Annotated in this window: 15 protein-coding genes, 1 rRNA gene and 2 riboswitches; of the genes, 9 read left to right on the top strand and 7 right to left on the bottom strand. The window is 69.9% G+C overall.

Annotated elements, in window-relative coordinates; all coding sequences use genetic code 11:
- From rrf to QSK32_RS44585, 5 genes are all read left to right on the top strand, one after another.
- Positions 1-81: ribosomal RNA gene (gene rrf, locus QSK32_RS45810) — 5S ribosomal RNA — on the top strand; the annotation flags it as partial.
- A 55-nt stretch (positions 82-136) separates the two neighbouring features.
- Positions 137-229: riboswitch (ZMP/ZTP riboswitch) on the top strand.
- Between the two features lie 21 nt (positions 230-250).
- Positions 251-1678, top strand: a complete 1428-nt coding sequence (locus tag QSK32_RS44600; RefSeq protein WP_285475454.1) for a glycine hydroxymethyltransferase — start codon at positions 251-253, stop codon at positions 1676-1678.
- Between the two features lie 171 nt (positions 1679-1849).
- Positions 1850-2872 carry a sugar ABC transporter substrate-binding protein gene (locus QSK32_RS44595; RefSeq protein WP_045745343.1) on the top strand — a complete coding sequence of 341 codons (1023 nt, stop codon included), beginning with the start codon at positions 1850-1852 and terminating at the stop codon, positions 2870-2872.
- Position 2873: 1 nt separating this feature from the next.
- A complete protein-coding gene (locus tag QSK32_RS44590) occupies positions 2874-3890 on the top strand; it encodes an ABC transporter permease (RefSeq protein WP_045745344.1) in 1017 nt (338 codons plus the stop codon).
- Positions 3887-4660, top strand: coding sequence for an ATP-binding cassette domain-containing protein (locus QSK32_RS44585; protein WP_285475453.1), 774 nt, complete (start codon positions 3887-3889; stop codon positions 4658-4660). Before QSK32_RS44590 ends, QSK32_RS44585 begins: the two co-directional genes overlap by 4 nt.
- Before the next feature lie 15 nt (positions 4661-4675).
- Here the strand turns inward: QSK32_RS44585 and QSK32_RS44580 are convergent, their stop codons facing one another.
- Positions 4676-5548, bottom strand: coding sequence for a LysR family transcriptional regulator (locus tag QSK32_RS44580; RefSeq protein ID WP_045745345.1), 873 nt, complete (start codon positions 5546-5548; stop codon positions 4676-4678).
- 70 nt (positions 5549-5618) lie between these two features.
- Here QSK32_RS44580 and QSK32_RS44575 point away from each other — a divergent pair, with 70 nt between their 5' ends.
- On the top strand, positions 5619-5984 hold the full coding sequence (locus QSK32_RS44575; protein WP_285475452.1) for a YybH family protein: 366 nt from the start codon (positions 5619-5621) through the stop codon (positions 5982-5984).
- A gap of 204 nt (positions 5985-6188) precedes the next feature.
- Here the strand turns inward: QSK32_RS44575 and QSK32_RS45655 are convergent, their stop codons facing one another.
- A complete protein-coding gene (locus QSK32_RS45655) occupies positions 6189-8468 on the bottom strand; it encodes a transglycosylase family protein (protein ID WP_353051021.1) in 2280 nt (759 codons plus the stop codon).
- Positions 8469-8643: riboswitch (cyclic di-AMP (ydaO/yuaA leader) on the bottom strand. It lies immediately after the preceding gene.
- A 310-nt stretch (positions 8644-8953) separates the two neighbouring features.
- On the opposite strand from QSK32_RS45655, the gene QSK32_RS44560 reads away from it, so the two are divergent.
- Positions 8954-10177 carry a saccharopine dehydrogenase family protein gene (locus QSK32_RS44560; RefSeq protein ID WP_045745347.1) on the top strand — a complete coding sequence of 408 codons (1224 nt, stop codon included), beginning with the start codon at positions 8954-8956 and terminating at the stop codon, positions 10175-10177.
- Here the strand turns inward: QSK32_RS44560 and QSK32_RS44555 are convergent.
- The gene (locus QSK32_RS44555; protein ID WP_285475451.1) at positions 10130-10756 is read right to left on the bottom strand and encodes a class I SAM-dependent methyltransferase; all 627 of its coding nucleotides are present in this window, start codon (positions 10754-10756) and stop codon (positions 10130-10132) included. The two genes, QSK32_RS44560 and QSK32_RS44555, sit on opposite strands and share 48 nt — an antisense overlap.
- A 154-nt stretch (positions 10757-10910) precedes the next feature.
- Here QSK32_RS44555 and QSK32_RS44550 point away from each other — a divergent pair, with 154 nt between their 5' ends.
- Both QSK32_RS44550 and QSK32_RS44545 read left to right on the top strand, forming a co-directional pair.
- Entirely contained in the window at positions 10911-11516 is a 606-nt protein-coding gene (locus QSK32_RS44550) for a GNAT family N-acetyltransferase (RefSeq protein ID WP_285475450.1), read from the top strand.
- A gap of 47 nt (positions 11517-11563) precedes the next feature.
- Positions 11564-12217, top strand: coding sequence for an aspartate/glutamate racemase family protein (locus tag QSK32_RS44545; protein WP_157411290.1), 654 nt, complete (start codon positions 11564-11566; stop codon positions 12215-12217).
- On the opposite strand, the gene QSK32_RS44540 is transcribed toward QSK32_RS44545, so the two are convergent.
- The 4 genes from QSK32_RS44540 to QSK32_RS44525 are packed head-to-tail and all read right to left on the bottom strand — an operon-like array spanning position 12205 to position 15216.
- Complete coding sequence (locus QSK32_RS44540; RefSeq protein ID WP_285475455.1) at positions 12205-13281, bottom strand: ABC transporter ATP-binding protein; 1077 nt, start codon at positions 13279-13281, stop codon at positions 12205-12207. The genes QSK32_RS44545 and QSK32_RS44540 overlap by 13 nt on opposite strands.
- On the bottom strand, positions 13263-14054 hold the full coding sequence (locus QSK32_RS44535; RefSeq protein ID WP_285475449.1) for an ABC transporter permease: 792 nt from the start codon (positions 14052-14054) through the stop codon (positions 13263-13265). Before QSK32_RS44535 ends, QSK32_RS44540 begins: the two co-directional genes overlap by 19 nt.
- On the bottom strand, positions 14051-14812 hold the full coding sequence (gene modA, locus QSK32_RS44530; RefSeq protein ID WP_045745351.1) for a molybdate ABC transporter substrate-binding protein: 762 nt from the start codon (positions 14810-14812) through the stop codon (positions 14051-14053). Before modA ends, QSK32_RS44535 begins: the two co-directional genes overlap by 4 nt.
- Positions 14809-15216 (bottom strand): TOBE domain-containing protein, encoded by a 408-nt coding sequence (locus QSK32_RS44525; protein ID WP_045745352.1) that lies wholly within the window; start codon positions 15214-15216, stop codon positions 14809-14811. Before QSK32_RS44525 ends, modA begins: the two co-directional genes overlap by 4 nt.
- Positions 15217-15351: the final 135 nt, after the last annotated feature.

Below are 15351 nucleotides of genomic sequence, written 5' to 3'. Positions count from 1 at the left end.
ATTCCGAACCCGGTAGCTAAGCCCTCCAGCGCCGATGGTACTGCACTCGGGAGGGTGTGGGAGAGTAGGACGCCGCCGGACTTAACGTTGAGAAAGGCCCACCCTTCGGGGTGGGCCTTTCTTCGTTGTATGCTCTTTCTCAGGCCGTGACTGGCGCGTTCGGATGGGTTGACCATCGGGGAGCGGCCTCGTCGAGATGACGAACATGCCGTGCGCCTGGGCCTCTTCGCTAACCCGATTGGGAGGTCCCGTGTCTGAGCTCAATGCTGAATCTACTGCGTTCCGGTCCGCGCTCGAAGTGGTGCGGTCCGTCGAGCCGCGCATCGCTGACGCGATCGTCAAGGAGCTGGGCGACCAGCGCGAGTCGCTGAAGCTCATCGCCTCTGAGAACTACGCCTCGCCGGCCGTGCTGCTGGCCATGGGCAACTGGCTCTCCGACAAGTACGCGGAGGGCACCATCGGGCGCCGGTTCTACGCCGGCTGCCAGAACGTCGACACCGTCGAGTCGGTGGCCGTCGAGCACGCCAAGGCGCTGTTCGACGCGCCCTACGCCTATGTGCAGCCGCACTCCGGCATCGACGCCAACCTGGTCGCCTACTGGGCGATCCTCGCCGACCGGGTCGAGGTGCCCTACCTCAAGAAGTTCGAGAAGCGGCAGATCAACGACCTGACCGACGCCGAGTGGTCCGAGCTGCGGCAGGCGTTCGGCAACCAGCGTCTGCTGGGCATGTCCCTCGACGCGGGCGGCCACCTCACCCACGGGTTCCGTCCGAACATCTCCGGCAAGATGTTCGACCAGCGCAGCTACGGTGTCGACCCGGCCACCGGTCAGATCGACTACGCGCAGCTGCTGGAGACGGCCAAGGAGTTCAAGCCCGCCGTCATCGTCGGCGGCTATTCGGCGTACCCGCGGAAGGTGAATTTCGCGAAGATGCGGGAGATCGCCGACGCGGTGGGCGCGACCTTCATGGTCGACATGGCGCACTTCGCCGGTCTGGTCGCGGGTGGCGTGTTCACCGGGGACTACAACCCCATCCCGCACGCGCACATCGTCACCACCACCACCCACAAGAGCCTTCGCGGCCCGCGCGGTGGCGCCGTGTTCTGCCAGCCGGAGCTGTCGTCGCAGGTCGACCGGGGTTGCCCGATGGTTCTCGGTGGCCCGCTGCCGCACGTGATGGCCGCCAAGGCGATCGCGTTCGCGGAGGCACGCCGGCCCGAGTTCGCCACCTACGCCCAGCAGATCGTCACCAACAGCCAGGCGCTCGCCGAGGGGCTGCTCAAGCGGGGCGTGCAGGTGGTGTCCGGTGGCACCGACAACCACCTGGTGCTGCTCGACGTCCACCCGTACGGCATCACCGGCCGGCAGGCCGAGCAGGCCCTGCTCGACTCCGGCATCGTCACGAACCGCAACGCGATCCCCAACGACCCGAACGGCGCCTGGTACACCTCGGGCATCCGCGTCGGCACCCCGGCTCTGACCAGCCGGGGCCTCGGCACCGCCGAGATGGACCAGATCGCCGAGCTGATCTACACGGTTCTCAGCAACACCACCCCGGCTGAGGGTTCCAAGGCCAAGTTCACCCTCGACCCGGCGCTGTCCGAGCGGGTGCACAAGCAGGCTTCCGAGCTGCTCGCCCCGTTCCCGCTCTACCCGTCGGTGGACCTGGGCCTCTGAGCCTGACCGTTCGCAGCACTGCCCCCGCCTGCCTCGTGCCGGCGGGGGCAGTGTCGTTTCCGGAGTCGATCATCAGGCGATGATCACCCACGGCAATCACATCGAAACTTGTTGTTGACACTCCGGTGGTGCGGGCGTCTACTCCAGACAGCGTCGTCGTCGGGAGGTGACATGCGCAGGCTTCTCGCGGTTACCGGCTGTGTCGCGCTGGCGCTCGCCGGCGCCGCCTGCAACCGGGGCACCGGCGAACCGGTGGTCGGCCTGGTGACCAAGACCGACACCAACCCGTTCTTCGTCACCATGAAGAAGGGCGCCGAACGCGCCGCCGGGCAGCACAGGCTGGAGCTGCAGTCCTTCGCCGGCCGTCAGGACGGCGACAACGAGGCCCAGGTCCAGGCGATCGAAAACCTGATCTCGTTCGGCGCCGAGGGCTTCCTGATCACCCCGAACGACTCGAAGGCGATCGTGCCGTCCATCGACCGGGCGCGGAAGGCCGACATGCTGGTCATCGCGCTGGACACCCCGGTCGACCCGCCGGACGCGGTGGACGCCACGTTCGCCACCGACAACTACGAGGCCGGCCGTCTGATCGGGCAGTGGGCGAAGGCGAAGTTCGCGGCCGGCGGGACCGAGGCGCGGATCGCGATGCTCGACCTCAACCCCAATCAGGTGTCCGTCGACGTCCAGCGGGACCAGGGTTTCCTGGACGGTTTCGGCATTCCGAACGGCGACCCGGGCCGGATCGGCGACGAGAACGACCCGCGGATCGCCGGGCACGACGTCACCGACGGCAACGAGGAGGGTGGGCGCACCGCGATGGAGAACCTCTTGCAGAAGGACCCGTCGATCAACCTGGTCTACACCATCAACGAGCCTGCCGCGGCGGGGGCGTACGAGGCCCTGAAAGCGGCCGGCAAGGCGCAGGACGTCACGATCGTGTCGGTCGACGGCGGCTGCCCGGGTGTCGACAACGTGGCGAGCGGTGTCATCGGCGCCACCTCGATGCAGTTCCCGGTCAAGATGGCCGAGCTGGGCATCGAGGCGATCAACCGGTACGCGCAGGACGGCACCCGCCCGCAGAACACCGCCGGCAAGAGTTTCGTGGACACCGGCGTACAACTGATCACCGATCAGCCGCAGGCCGGCGTGGAGGCGAAGGACTCCACGTGGGGCAAGCAGAACTGCTGGGGCTGACATGGCCACCACGACCGCCGCCGACTTCGAGAGCCGTCAGCACGACTCGCTGCCGGCGCGTGTTCAGCATCTGCTGCACGCCAACCCGGTGCTGGGCCCGCTGGCCGTCCTGCTGGTGGCGATCGTCGCGTTCTCGATCGTCAACGCCCGGTTCTTCTCCGCCGCCAACCTGTCCCTGGTGCTGCTGCAGGTCACCGTGATCGCCACGCTGGCACTGGGACAGACCCTGATCATCCTGACCGCGGGGATCGACCTGGCGGCCGGGGCGATCGCGGTGTTCTCGTCGGTGCTGATGGCGGCGTTCTGCGTACGGTCGGGGATGCCCGGACCGATCGCGCTGTTGCTCGGCCTGGTCTGCGGAACCGCGATGGGCGCGTTCAACGGTCTGCTGGTCACCCGGATCAAGCTGCCGCCGTTCATCGTCACTCTCGGCACGCTGACCATCTTCTTCTCGCTGAACGCCGTGGTCAGCAACAGTGAGACGGTCCGTGGCACGGACATGCCGGGCCTGATGACCTGGACCGGCGAGGCGATCGGGATCGGTGGTTTCCAGCTGAGCTACGGCTCGATCATCATGCTGATCCTGTTCGGGTTCTTCTGGTACGCCCTGACCTGGACCGCCTGGGGCAAACACGTGTACGCGACCGGCGACGACGGGGAGGCGGCCCGCCTGGCCGGCATCCGTACCGGCCGGGTGCTGTTCTCGGTCTACACCACCGCGGGCCTGCTGTACGCGGTGGCCGGCTGGATCCTCATCGGACGTCTCGCCTCGGCCAGCCCGAACGTCGGCACCGAGTACAACCTGGACTCGATCACCGCCGTCGTGCTCGGCGGCACCAGCCTGTTCGGTGGCCGGGGCGGTGTCATCGGCACCCTGATCGGCGCGCTGATCGTCGGGGTGTTCCGCAACGGCCTGCAGCTCGCCGGGGTCGAGGTGGTCTGGCAGGGGTTCGCGATCGGCCTGCTGGTGCTGACCGCCGTCTCGCTGGATCAGTGGATCAGGAGGGTGCGGACGTGACCACCCCGGTGCTGCAGGCCACCGGCCTGACCAAGCGGTACGGCCGGGTCGTCGCCATCGACGGCAGCGATCTGGAGCTGTTGCCCGGCGAGATCCTGGCGGTGATCGGCGACAACGGTGCCGGCAAGTCCAGCCTGATCAAGGCGCTGTCCGGTGCGATCGTCCCGGACAGCGGCGAGATCCTGCTGGACGGCGAACCGGTGCGGTTCCGCAATCCGCTGGAGGCTCGGGCGGCCGGCATCGAGACGGTCCACCAGACGCTGGCGGTCGCCCCGGGTCTGGACATCGCCGACAACCTGTTCCTCGGCCGGGAGGAGCGCCGGCCCGGGCTGCTCGGATCGGTCTTCCGGATGCTGGACCGCGGGCACATGCGGTCGGAGGCCGCCCGGCACATGAGCGAGCTCGGCGTGGCGACCCTGCAGAACATCGGCCAGGCCGTGGAGTCGCTCTCCGGGGGCCAGCGCCAGGCGGTGGCGGTGGCCCGCTCCGCGGCGTTCGGCAGCAAGGTGGTGATCCTCGACGAGCCGACCGCGGCCCTGGGCGTGAAGGAGGGCAACCGGGTCCTGCAGCTGATCCGCGACGTCCGTGACCGGGGCCTGCCGGTGATCCTGATCAGCCACAACATGCCGCACGTCTTCGAGGTCGCCGACCGCATCCACATCCAGCGACTGGGCCGCCGCATCGCGGTCGTCACCCCGCGCTCCCACTCGATGTCCGACGCGGTGGCCATCATGACCGGCGCCGCACCCCCACCGGATGCCGACGGGTGACGCGCCCGGTGTCCGTCAGGCGAATGCCGTCCGGCAATGCTCGAGAAAGACGGCCAGTGCGGGGCTGCTCCGTTCCTGCCACACCAATGCGAGCAGCGCCGGGATGTCCATGCCGTCGATCGGAACGGCTGTCAGATCCGGGTATGCGGCCGCCATCGACTCGCTCAGCACCGCCACGCCCAGTCCGCGCCGCGCCAGTCCGGCAACCGTGTTCGGTGAGGTCGCGACCAGCGCGATGTCGGGCGTGACACGCTGCGCGGCACAGGCCTGATCGAGCACGTCGCGGATTCCGGTGCCTTTCGGGAGCGAGATCATCGGGTACGCGGAAAGCCCGGTCACCGAGAGCCGCCCCACCGTGGCGAGTTCGCTGTCCGGCGGAGTCAACGCCACCAACGGTTCCTTCACGATCACGTGGCTCTCGAGGTGTTCCGGCGGTTCGCCGGCGGTGCCGACGAGTGCGATGTCGAGGCTGCCCGTGCGTACGCGGGCGACGAGCAGATCGGAGTTCGCCTCCTGCAACTCCAATTCGATGTCCGGGTGCGCGTGATGAAATGCGGCGAGCGCGTCGAAGAGCGGGGTCACCTCGCAGCCCACCACCATGCCCACCGCGAGCCGCCCCCGGACCAGTCCGAACACGTCGTCGATGGAGTCACGGAGATCGGCGGCGGCGTCGAGCGCGGCACGGGCGTACCGGAGAGCCGCCGACCCCGCCTCGGTGAGCTGGGCGGACCGGCCGCTGCGGTCGAAGAGCCGGGCACCGAGCTCATGCTCCAAGGCCTTGATCTGCGCGCTGACCCCGGATTGCGTGATGTGTACGCGTTCCGCCGCCCGCGTGAAACTGGCGGTCTCGGCGACCGCGACGAAGTACTCGAGCTGACGCAGATCCATGAGTCAGGATTGTAGTTGTCATGAGAAGTATGCGTTGGACTTGTTATCGGGGGAGGGGAAGAGTGGAGGCATGACCGAACACGCCAAGGCTCACCAGCCCGAAGACCTGACGCGTCTCTTCGTCGAGCGCGCCAATGCCAAGGATGCCGAGGGCCTGTCGCTGCTCTACGAGGAGGACGCCGTGATGGCTTTCCCGCCCGGCTCGCAGACCCGCGGTCGCGCCGCGATCCACAAGCTGTGGGAGGAACTGCTTCCCCGGATGCCACAGTTCGAGCCCGAGCAGCCGCTGCCCACTCTGATCAGCGGAGACCTGGCGCTCACCTCGACGCCACCGAAGGACGGTTCCGGCGCGCGGGCCCAGGTCGTCCGCCGGCAGCCTGACGGCACCTGGTTGCGAGTCCTCGACCAGCCCGAGTTCGTCGACCCCACCCCGTGACCGCGTGGCCGTGAAACACGCCGCTGCCGTGCTCGCTGTGACGCGTGCTGTCGTTTCGGTTGTGACGCGTGCTGCCGTGCCCGTTGTAAGGGGTGCTGTCGTGCCCGCTATGAGGCGCGTCGCTGTGCTCGCTGTGGCCTTCGGGGCCGCGGCGAGCATGGGTCCGGCCGTCCCGCGAGTTCGGGGACGGCCGGATCGCCACGGTCACAGCGTGATGCGCTGGCCGGGGTAAAGCAGGTGAGGGCTACGCAGAAGCTCATCATTCAGGCGATAAAGATGACGCCAGCCGCCCGTGATGTCGTGCTGAGCCGCGATGGAGGTCAGTGTGTCACCGTGGCGCACGACGTGGACGCTTATTCCTACGCCACCCTTCCGCACCGTTCCGCCGGTTCGGCCAGTTCCGCCAGTGCTGAGCCGTTCTCCGGCGGGTCGTCCGGCAACCGGCCGTCCTCCGGCGGGTCGTCCGGCAATCGGCCGTCCCGCGACTGGTCGTCCGGGGATGGGCCGTAGGAACGGCTTGGCCGCACTGGCCATCGCGACCTGGTTCATCCGGACGGCTCGGGTCCGGCCGGCGTCGTCAGCCCGCAGGTCCCGCACCACAGCCGCCATCATCGTCGCGGTCAGCCCTGTTCCGGTCGAACTCGTGCTGCCCTGTGTGGTGCCGGTCGATCCCGATGTCGCTGATTCGGCGCGCACCGGCACCGGGCTCGGGAGGTCCACGCCCGGCGTGATCGGCCCGGGCACGAACGGTCCCGGAGCCATCGCCCCGGAGGCGGTCGGACTCGGTGTGGTCCATCCCGAGGCGGCGACGTCAGGAATCGCCAACACGGGAGGGGCCCCCGCAGGAGGGGCGCCCGCGGGAGGCGTCGGACCAGCCAGGTTCCGCGGCAGCAGCGTGCCGCCACCACGCACCAGGCTGATCGCGCTCACGCTTGCCGCACCGGAGAAGGCGGTTACCGCTTTGAGCGAGGCCTTCCGCTCGGCCGCAGCCCGTTCGATCTGCCGCCGGATCGCGTCCGCCCGCGTCGCGGCCAGCCGCATTTCACGGCCTTGGCGCGTTTCCAGGACCACTCGCACCGCACTACGAATCCTCCCCCGCCCCTTCGTCTCCCGCTCAGCCGTCTCCCGCTCAGCCGTCTCCCGCTCAGCCGTCTCCCGCTCAGCCGTCCCCTGCTCCGCTGCCCCAAGTCCGGCTGTCGTTCGCTCTGCCGTGCCCGGTCCTGCTGGCCGCTGTCGTTGTCCAGTCGGATCGAGGCGCTTTCCGTCGCCCGCCGCGCTACCGGTCTGAGCTTGAGCGGTGGCGGCCCCGGTGGGGCGTTTTTGACCCGTCAGCCGAAGAATCCGCAGCCGGGTGACTCTCTCCCATGCCGCGGCCTCATGCATGATCCGATTCTGTTCAGAGGCCACTTCGCGCGACGCGCCGTCTGACGGAGTTACCTCGCTCCCGTCGCGGACCTGCGTCCCGGGTCGCGCCAAACGTCGCTCGTCCGAGCTGCCGCGCGATGAGCCCCCGCCCCCGCGCACCTCAACGGTCTTGGCCGGCGCCTTCTGAGCGGCGCTGCCGACGCCGCCGGTGTTCTTGCCCGCACGCACACCGGCGGATGGGGCCGTCGCCTTCTGGGCGGCGCTGCCGGCGCTGCCGGGGTCTCTGCCTGTGCGCACTTCGGCTGTCTGAGATGCCGTCTTCCGGCTCGTGTCGTCAGAGCCGGCCGTGCTCTTCCCTGTCCGCACATCCGTGTTCTGACCCGCACGTACATCCGTGTTCTGACCCGCACGTACATCAGCGGTCTGGACTGTCGCTTCCTGAGCGGCCGTCTTACGGGTTGCGTCCGCCTGGGCGGCTGCCTCGCGGGCGGCTGCCTCGCGGGCTGCGGCGTCTCGGGCTGCGGCGTCTCGGGCGGCGAACTCGCGGGCTTCGGCCTCTCGCAGGGCCCTCTCGCGGATCGCCCTCTCGCGGATCTCGGTTGCTCGCAGCGCTGCGCGTCGGCGGGCCTCCGCCTGGCGTTGTGCCAAGGCCTGGCGGGCGGCTGTTCTGCGCTGGGCGGCTTGCCTGCGGGCTTCCGCTCTGGCCTGCGCTCGGGCTTCCGCGCGGGCCGTTGCGGCTGCTCTGCGTTCGGCTGCCGCCTTGCGGGCCGCGGCGGACGAGACACCCCGGCGGCCGTGTTTGCCGCATGTCGGCCACGCGCCGATGCCTTGGCCGCGGAGCACCCGCTCCGCCACGTGGATCTGTTCGCTCTTGCTGGCCCGGTTCGCGGTCCCGGCGAACTTCGACCCGCCGTAGGCGCGCCACGTGCCACGCGTGAACTGCAGGCCCCCGTAGTAGCCGTTGCCGGTGTTGATCCGCCAGTTGCCGCCTGATTCGCAGCGGGCTACCGCATCCCAGTTGACCTCGGCCCCGAAAGCCGCCGACTCGGTGCCCAGCAGCGAGAACGCGACCATCGTGCCGGTGAGTCCGACAACGGCCTGCTTACGTATGTGATGCATCTGAGCTTCCTCCACGCCTGCGAGGTCAGCTGTCGGGTTCGGGCAGAGGTGCCCGGTCGCGTCGTGTGCGGCTTCACCCCGAGGCGCGTGTCAGCGCCGAGGAACGTGTGGGTCCCCCGCTCCCTGCCTGGGTTCGTGTCCGTGGCCGGCGGCAAGGATTCGGCGTTCCGGCCACGGTGCCCGCGTGCGGGCCGCCGGATGGTGTTGTCACCGGCATGCGGAGCCGGTGTCGTGCTGCCACCGTGCATGCAGAGCCGGTGTCGTGCCGCCACCGGCGCACAAACGCCGGCCGCGATGCTGCCACCGGCATGCAAGGCCGGCGCGGTGCTGCTCACCGGCGTGTGAAGCACGGTGATGGTGCACCAACCCGGAGGCTGGCAGGTGGCGCCTTCTCGTAAATTAGACGCTTTGGTCGGCCTTTGCGGGATAACCACCAACTACCTGCCAGTAGCCGACCCTCCACCCAGGGTGCACAATCGGCAGCCATGAGCCGCGACTTCGATGTGATCGTCTACGGTGCTTCCGGTTTCGTCGGTGCGCTGGTGGCGCAACACCTGGCCGAGAATGCTCCACCAGAAACACAAATTGCACTGGCTGGCCGTTCACCGGAGAAACTGGAGTCGGTACGCGCACGGCTGGGCGTCGACTGGCCCGTGATCGTTGCGGACGCCGGTGATCGGGACGCGTTGACCACCATGGCCGCCCGCACACGGGTGGTGGTCACGACCGTCGGCCCCTATGCGCGGCACGGTCTTCCGCTGGTCAACGCGTGTGCCGAGGCCGGCACCGACTATCTGGATCTGAGCGGTGAGGTGCTGTTCGTCCGGGACAGCATCGCCGCGAATCATGAGACGGCGCGGCGGACCGGTGCCCGGATCGTGCACTCGTGCGGTTTCGACTCGATCCCGTCCGACATCGGCGTTCACGTGCTCCACAAGCATGTCCGGAGCGAACTCACCGACACCACGCTCGTGGTCACGAGTCTGTCCGGGGGTATCAGCGGCGGGACGATCGACTCGATGCGCGGTCAGGTGGACGCGGTACGCAGTGATCCCGCGCTGCGACGGGCCGCCGCCAGCCCGTACTCCTTGACTCCTGATCGCGACGCCGAGCCGGACCTGGGCCGCCAGCCGGACATGGTCTCGGTGCCCGCCTCCGATGTGGATCCGAGTCTGCGCGGGCAGTTGGCGCCGTTCGTGATGGCCTCCTACAACACCCGGGTGGTGCGGCGCAGCAACGCTCTGCGCGGTCACGCCTACGGTCGCCGGTTCCGCTACCGGGAGGCGGTGAGTGTCGGTGCCTCCCCGCTGTCGCCGGTGTTCGCTTTCGGACTCAAGATGGGCCTGACCGGTCTCTTCCTCGGTCTGGCCGTGCCGCCGACGCGTTTTCTGCTGGACCGGATCCTGCCGAGACCCGGGACCGGCCCGGATGAGAAGACCCGGCGTAACGGGCATTTCACGGTGGACATCTTCACCACGACGGTGGAGGGTGAGCGCTATCGTGCCCGGTTCCGGGCGAAAGGCGATCCGGGGTACGCGGCGACCGCCGTCATGCTCGGCGAGTCCGCTCTCGCGCTCGTCCTCGACCGGGACAGGCTTCCCGAGTCCGAGGGTGGGGTGCTGACTCCCGCCACGGCTCTCGGCGATGCCCTGGTCGACCGGCTACGGGCGGCCGGCGTCGAGATCACGGTCCACCCCGCCGGCCGGTGAAGTGCCGATGACCTCGAAGACGTGCCAGTGCTTGGGCCCACTGAACGCGGGCCCCGGCGCGTCCTCCTCCCGCCAGTGCACGATCTCCAGCCCGTGAAGGCGTTCCCGCAGCTCACCCTCTTCGAGGAAGGTCAGCTGCGGGTTGCCCGCCCACGAGTCCCGGTCGCCGAAGAGGTCCGCGGCGAGCCACCCGCCGGGCCGGAGTGCCGCCCGTGCCGCCGCCCACACCCGGTCGAAGGAGGCGGGTGGCTGGTGTGGCAGCGCGTACCCCGCATAGATCAGATCGGCGTCGGGCAGCTCGCGGATCTCCGTGAAGTCCTGGACGCGGATTTCCAGCGCCGGGTGCCGCCCGCCGATGGTCCGGGTGACGCGCTGTGGGGTGCCGGGTTCGCCGTCGAGGGCGATCACCCGCCAGCCGGCGTCGAGCAGCGCCCGGGTCTCCCGTCCGGCGCCGCATCCGAGGTCGACGGCGGTCCGGGCGCGTCCCGGGCCGGCCAGGTCGATCACGCGACGGCACAGCTCGCGGACCGGTCGTGCCGCCTGCCGTGCGTTGTAGGCGGCCCAGTGTGAGGACGACATGGAGTAATCCTGCACGACGCATGCAAGATCTCACAAAAGAGTCCTAATTCGACTTCTCCGCAGGTCAAGCGCCGTATCGGTAATCCGACCAGGAGCATGTTTCATTTCGAGCGCTACTAGCAGGAACCGGGTCCATATGGGCAGGATTTTGAGAGTGACCGCCAGCCCGCTGCCCTACCCGCTGACGTTGACGGGACCCGGCATCGTCCTCCGCGAGTGGGGTGCCGACGACCTGGACGATCTGGTTGCGCTTCTCGACGAGCCGGACATCGCGCGCTGGACGCCGATGCCGTCGCCGTTCGACGCCGAGGCCGGTGTCGCCTACCTCAGGCGTGCCCGCCAGGGCCGGGTGAACGGTTCCCGGATTCAGCTCGCGATCACCGAGGAGGGTGGCCGTCCGCTGGGTGAGGTGTCGCTCTTCGGTGTGACCACCGACCTCACGGCCGAGATCGGCTATCTGGTGGGTCGCCCTCATCGGCGCCGAGGCCTCGCTGCCGCCGCGCTCTCCACCCTCGCGGGGTACGCACGGGAAGCCCTCGGCCTGCGCCGGTTGTTGTTGCGGATCGACCCAGACAACACCGCCAGTACGTCCGTGGCCCGCCGGTGCGGGTTCTGGCTGTCCGGCGATCCGCCCATCCACCAGGAGGGCCCGTACGGGTCGACAAGGCTGGACACGTGGGAGTTCGTGGCGGGCCAGGTCGGCGCCCGCCGCGAGTACCGGCAGAACGTGGCCTCCCGGCGTTACCGACGGCGGACCTGACGACGGCCTGCACCGGGCGGGACGGTGGCGGAGGTAGCGTACGGCGAGTGACCGTGATCGGCTTTCTGCACACCGCTGAGGTGCACGTCGCGACCTTCCGCGACCTCTGCGCGGAGCTCGCACCGGACTGGGACGACCGGCATGTGGTCGACGAGTCGCTGCTGGCCCGCGCCCGGGTCGACGGGGTGACCCCGGAGGTCGTGGCGGCGCTCCGGGCGCGGCTGTCCGAACTGAGTGGCGCGGACGTGATCGTCTGCACGTGCTCGACGATCGGAGCCGCCGCGGAGGGGCTGGACGGTGCTTTCGGCGTACCCCTGATGCGTGTTGATCGTCCGATGGCCGATGCCGCCGTCGCTGCCGGTGGGCGCATCGCGGTCGCGTTCGCTCTGGAGTCGACGTGGGCGACGACCGGCGCGCTGATCCGCGACAGTGCCGTCCGGGCCGGACGGGAGGTGACGCTGACGCCGGTACCGTGCCTGTCGGCCTGGCCGTTTTTCGAGGCCGGTGACCTGCCGCGGTATCACCGGACGATCGCCGATCGGATCCGGACGACGGCCGGTGACGTGGACGTGACGGTGTTGGCGCAGGCGAGCATGACGCCGGCCGCCGGCCTGCTGCCCGGGGTCCCGGTGCTGTCGAGTCCCCGGACGGCGGTCGCGGCAGCCGTGCAGAGAGTCCGCAACGTTCGCTACGCCGTGTAAGCCCGGGTCTCGGCTGCTTTGACGGCCACCCACAGTTCGCGGCCCGGTTCCAGTTCGAGGTGGGCGGCCGCCGCCGGGGTGATGTCCGCGGCCACGTTGATCGGCCCGTCCAGGCGGACCCGCAGGTTGTCGCCGTGCCGTTGGATGTCGGTGAGCGTCGCCGACCAGGTGTTGCGCGGCGAACCGTCGGGACGGTGGGGGTGCAGCGCGACGGCCGAGGGCGGGAACGCCACGAACGCCTCGCCGTGCACCGTGTCCGTGGTGGTCAGTGCGAGCCCGCCGGCCACCTCGACGGTGTGCCCGTCGCCGTGTCCCCGGTACAGGTTCAGCCCGACCAGCCGGGCCACGTAGTCGGTCCGCGGTCGTGCGGTGATGGTGGCCGCGTCGCCCTCCTGCACCACCCGGCCGTCCTCGACGATCACCAGCCGGTCGGCGAGGACCAGCGCGTCGAGCGGATCGTGGGTGACCAGCAGCGCCGCCCCGGGGTGCGCGGTCAGGTGCCGGTTCAGTTCGGCCCGGGTCTCCAGCCGGGTACGCGCGTCGAGCGCCGCCAGTGGCTCGTCGAGCAGCAGCAGCGCCGGGTCCAGGGCCAGTGCCCGGGCCAGCGCGACCCGCTGTGCCTGACCGCCGGAGAGCTGCCGTGGTTTGCGCCGGCCGTGGTCGGCCAGACCCACCCGCTCCAGCCACCGGTCGGCGGTCGCGTGGGCGGTCCGGCGGTCCACGCCGTGCCGGCGCGGGCCGAACGCCACGTTGTCGCGGGCGCTGAGGTGCGGGAACAGCAGGTAGTCCTGGAACACCACACCGATCGGGCGCTGCTCCGGGGGAACCCAGGTCTTCTTCTCCGGGTGGTCCAGGTCGTGCCCGTCCACGGTCAGGCGCCCGCCGGAGAGCGGCGTCAGGCCGGCGAGTGCCCGCAGTGCCGTCGTCTTGCCCGCGCCGTTGGGGCCGAGCAGCGCAACCGTCTCGCCCGGCTGGATGCGCAGGGCGATGTCGAGTGCGAAGGTGCCGCGCCGGACCTGCAGCCGGGCGTCGACCAGGTGCCCGGTCACGGCGTGGTCAGCCAGCGGTCGCGGAGGGCGGCGAGGATGGTGACCGAGACGGCGAGCAGGATCAGGCTGAGCACCACGGCGCCTTCGAGGTCCCCGCTCTCCATGGTCTGGTAGACCGCCAGCGGCATGGTCTGTGTCACTCCCGGGAAGTTGCCGGCGAAGGTGATCGTCGCGCCGAACTCGCCGAGGGCCCGCGCCCAGCAGAGCACCCCGCCGGCCGCGATGCCCGGCGCGACGAGCGGCAACGTGACGTGGGTGAAGCTGATCCAGCGGGTCGCGCCGAGGGTCGCCGCGGCCTCCTCGTACCGGGTGTCGGCTCCGCGCAGGGCGCCCTCGACCGAGATCACCAGGAAGGGCAGGGCGACGAAGGCCTCGGCGACGACCACCCCGGCCGTGGTGAACGGCAGGCTGAACCCGAAGTTCTCGTCGAGCCAGGACCCGACCAGCCCCCGGCGCCCGAGGGCCAGCAGCAGGGCGATGCCGCCGACCACCGGCGGCAGCACCAGCGGCACGGTGATCAGCGCGCGGACCAGCCGCCGGCCGGGGAACTCGACGCGGGCCAGCATCCAGGCCAGCGGCACGCCGAACACCAGGCAGAGCAGGGTCGCCAGGGTGGAGGTGAGCAGCGACAGCCGCAGCGCCATCGCCACCTCGGGCTCGGCGAGGCGCTGCGGCAGGGTCGACCACGGCGTACGCGCCAGCAGCCCCACCAACGGCAGGACCAGGAAGACCAGGCCCAGGGCCGCGGGCACGAGCAGGGGCACCGGGACCCTGGTGCGCCGGGTCATGGCGCCTGGAACCCGGCTTCGGTCAGGACCGCCTTGGCCTCGTCGGTGCCGATGTACGCGACGAACGCCTGTGCGCCGACCGGGTTCTTCGCCTCCTTGAGCACCGCGATCGGGTAGTCGTTGATCGCCTTCTCCGACTCGGGGAACTCGACCGCGTCGACGTCGGCCGCGGCTGCCTTGGCGTCGGTGCGGTAGACCAGCGACGCGTCGACCTCGCCGAGCTTCACCTTGGACAGTGCCGCCTTGACGTCCTGTTCCAGGGTGACCGGGGTGATCGTCACACCGGCCGCCTCGGTGGCGGTCTCGGCGGCCGCGCCGCACGGCACCGCTTCGGCGCAGAGCGCCACTTTGAGGTCGGCCCCGGTCAGGCCGGCCAGGCCGGTGATGCCCTTCGGGTTGCCCTTGGCGACCGCGATGACCAGCTGGTTCTTGGCGAACGTGGTGGGCGTGACGGCCGAGGTGACGGCGTCCATGTTCTTCGGCGCGGCCGAGGCGAACACGTCGGCCGGGGCGCCCTCGTTGATCTGGGTGGCCAGGGCCGAGCTGCCGGCGAAGCTGAACGTCACCGTGGTGCCGGGGTTCTTCTGCTCGAACTGCTCGCCGATCGTGGTGAACGACTCGGTGAGCGAGGCGGCGGCGAAGACGGTGACGGTGCCGGTGACACCGCCGCTCTCCGCTGGAGTCGCCTCGTCGTCAGATGTCGAGCCGCATCCGGACAATAGGACCAGGGCTGCCAGGGCAGCAGCGCGAAGCCTCATGGGTTCCTCCCCAACTGGGCACGTTCCACGACCACCGTGGTCGACTTGATGACGGCGACCGCGACCGAACCGACCCGCAGGTCGAGCTCGTCCACGGCTTCCCGGCTCATCAGCGATACCAGCCGGAACGGCCCGGCCTGGATGTCCACCTGAGCCATCACGGTGTCCTTGACCACCGCGGTGACGATGCCGCGCAGCCGGTTGCGCGCCGACGACGCGTCGGCCCGCCCGTCCGGCTCGGCGGCCTGGGCGCGGACGAACCCGGCCAGCTCCACGCCGTCGATCACCCGGCGACCGTGCTCGTCGCGGGACGCCGGGAGGCGCCCGGCGTCGACCCAGCGGCGGACCGTGTCCGTGCTGACCCCGAGCAGCTCAGCCGCCTCGCCGATCTGGAAAACCGTCACATCGATCACCCTAGTCAATCGCAACTGCTACCCGTGGTCAGGGATATCAACCGCATATTCGGGCGCTCGACCCCCGAATGGGCCGCAGAAGCCACCGGAGGAGAGCGGCCCGGAAAAAGATCTCCGACGCGAGCA

Source organism: Actinoplanes sp. NBRC 101535 (assembly GCF_030269225.1).
Classification (GTDB): domain Bacteria; phylum Actinomycetota; class Actinomycetes; order Mycobacteriales; family Micromonosporaceae; genus Actinoplanes; species Actinoplanes rectilineatus.
The sequence above is the reverse complement of the archived record's forward strand: the minus strand, read 5'-3'. Positions and strand labels throughout refer to the sequence as shown.

Bases quoted from the DNA above. Each gene is read 5' to 3' on its own strand.
- modA (WP_045745351.1), bottom strand. From the start codon at position 14,812: ATGAGGCTTCGCGCTGCTGCCCTGGCAGCCCTGGTCCTATTGTCCGGA.
- QSK32_RS44575 (WP_285475452.1), top strand. From the start codon at position 5,619: ATGACCGAACACGCCAAGGCTCACCAGCCCGAAGACCTGACGCGTCTC.
- QSK32_RS44560 (WP_045745347.1), top strand. From the start codon at position 8,954: ATGAGCCGCGACTTCGATGTGATCGTCTACGGTGCTTCCGGTTTCGTC.
- QSK32_RS45655 (WP_353051021.1), bottom strand. From the start codon at position 8,468: ATGCATCACATACGTAAGCAGGCCGTTGTCGGACTCACCGGCACGATG.
- QSK32_RS44555 (WP_285475451.1), bottom strand. From the start codon at position 10,756: ATGTCGTCCTCACACTGGGCCGCCTACAACGCACGGCAGGCGGCACGA.
- QSK32_RS44595 (WP_045745343.1), top strand. From the start codon at position 1,850: ATGCGCAGGCTTCTCGCGGTTACCGGCTGTGTCGCGCTGGCGCTCGCC.
- QSK32_RS44535 (WP_285475449.1), bottom strand. From the start codon at position 14,054: ATGACCCGGCGCACCAGGGTCCCGGTGCCCCTGCTCGTGCCCGCGGCC.
- QSK32_RS44590 (WP_045745344.1), top strand. From the start codon at position 2,874: ATGGCCACCACGACCGCCGCCGACTTCGAGAGCCGTCAGCACGACTCG.
- QSK32_RS44580 (WP_045745345.1), bottom strand. From the start codon at position 5,548: ATGGATCTGCGTCAGCTCGAGTACTTCGTCGCGGTCGCCGAGACCGCC.